The organism is Stenotrophomonas sp. 05L44_2, assembly GCF_056665995.1.
In genome coordinates this window covers 1-1760 of record NZ_JBFTNR010000800.1, presented here as the reverse complement: position 1 = coordinate 1760, position 1760 = coordinate 1, and the positions used below count along the sequence as shown (strand labels likewise).

1 protein-coding gene is annotated in these 1760 nt (G+C 67.2%); it reads right to left on the bottom strand.

The window, feature by feature from the left end; translation table 11 throughout:
• Nucleotides 1–1431 (bottom strand): exopolyphosphatase (gene ppx / locus AC1VAN_RS20785; protein ID WP_480986629.1); only part of this gene is annotated, 1431 nt, incomplete at its 3' end.
• Between the last annotated feature and the right edge of the window lie 329 nt (nucleotides 1432–1760).

Genomic DNA, 1760 nt, shown 5'->3' with positions numbered 1-1760 from the left:
GTCCTGCGGCACGATCAGCGACAGGCGGCTGTCGTCGGCAGTCAGTTCCAGCACCGGCAGCGGTGCGTCCTCATGCGCGCGGTTGAGCAGGACCGCCAGGCGCAGCAGGGCAGCCAGGCGCCGTGCGGTCAGCAGCAGGCGTTCGGGAATGGCATCGAAGGCGGTCTTGCTGATGCCGCGGCGGTGATTGCGCACCAGCGTCGCCAGCATCTGCTGTTCCTGCCGCGAGAAGCCGGCGATATCCGAGTTTTCCAGCACGTAGCTGCCATGCACGTGGTAACCGCTGTGGGCGATCATCAGCCCCAGCTCATGCAGGCGTGCGGCCCAGCCGAGCATGCGTGCGTCATCGGCATCCAGCTTCCAGCGCTCCTGCACCTGCTCCAGCAACGACAGTGCGGTGTCCTGAACGCGGCCGGCCTGCACCGTGTCGATGCCATAGCGATGGGTGAGGGCGGCCACCGATTCATCGCGCGGGTCGTTGTCGCCGGCACGGCCAAGGATGTCATAGAGGATGCCCTCGCGCATCGCGGCCTTGCTGACCAGCAGCTTCTGCAGGCCCAGCGCTTGGAAGGCGGCCTCCAGCACCAGGATGCCGCCGGCGATGATCGGGCGGCGATCGCTGGACAGGCCAGGCAGCACGATGTCGTCGATCTTCTTGGCCTTCAGCAGCTCATCGCGGAGCTGCGGCAACGCCTCGGCGGTGATCGCACCCTTGCTCAGCTTCATCGTCGCGCAGATTTCGCTGATGGCCTTGTGGGTACCAGACGACCCCAGTGCTTCCTGCCAGCCCAGCGCGCGGTATTTGCTGGCGAATGGCTGGAACTCCCGGCCAATCTCGGCCAGTGCGTCCTTCCAGCGCTTCTTGCTGAGTTTGCCGCCCGGGAAGAAGCGACGGGTGCTGGCGATGCAACCGGCCTGCAGGCTCTCGCGCTCCAGGGTCTGCATGCCCTTGCCGATGATGAACTCGGTAGAGCCGCCGCCGATGTCGATCACCAGGCGATGCTGGTCGGGCTTGGGCGGTTGCGCATGGGCCACGCCCAGGTAGATCAGGCGCGCTTCCTCGCGGCCACTGACCACTTCGATGGCGTGCCCGAGCGCGGTTTCGGCCGGCATCAGGAACGCCTGCGGCGAGCGCAGCTGGCGCACGGTGTTGGTGGCCAGAGCACGCACGCGATGCGGCGGGACGTTGCGGATGCGCTGGCCGAAGCGGGCCAGGCACTCCAGCGCGCGCTGTCGCGCTGCTGCGGAGAGTCCGCCCTTGCCGTCCAGGCCGTCGGCCATGCGCACGGTTTCGCGCAGGCGGTCGATCACCCGCAGCTGGCCAAGCGTGTAACGCGCGATGACCATGTGGAAACTATTGGAGCCAAGGTCGATGGCGGCCAGCAGGTCGCCATCCTGCAATGCGGGCGGAGTCGTRGTGGTATGCGGCATGGGCGAATGTTAGCCGAAGGGGCGGTGAACTCGTCACCGCGCGGCCTTCACATTTTGGAGGGGGAGTGCGGCAGGGCTGCGCCCTGCACCCGCCGAAGCGGTAGTGCCGACTGCTGGCCGGCAACCTCAACGTAACAGCAACAGCAACAGCAACGGCAACAGCTGGCTTCCTGTGGGATGGCGGGGTGGGTCCGGTTGCGGGGGACGCCGTAAACCCCCAGACCGGCCCAGCCGCTGGCGGCTGTGCGTTCGGGCGCTTGCGAAGCAGTGCTTCGCAAGCAAAGCGCCCTCACCCTTGGGGGCAAGCAAAGCGCCCTCACCCTTGGGGG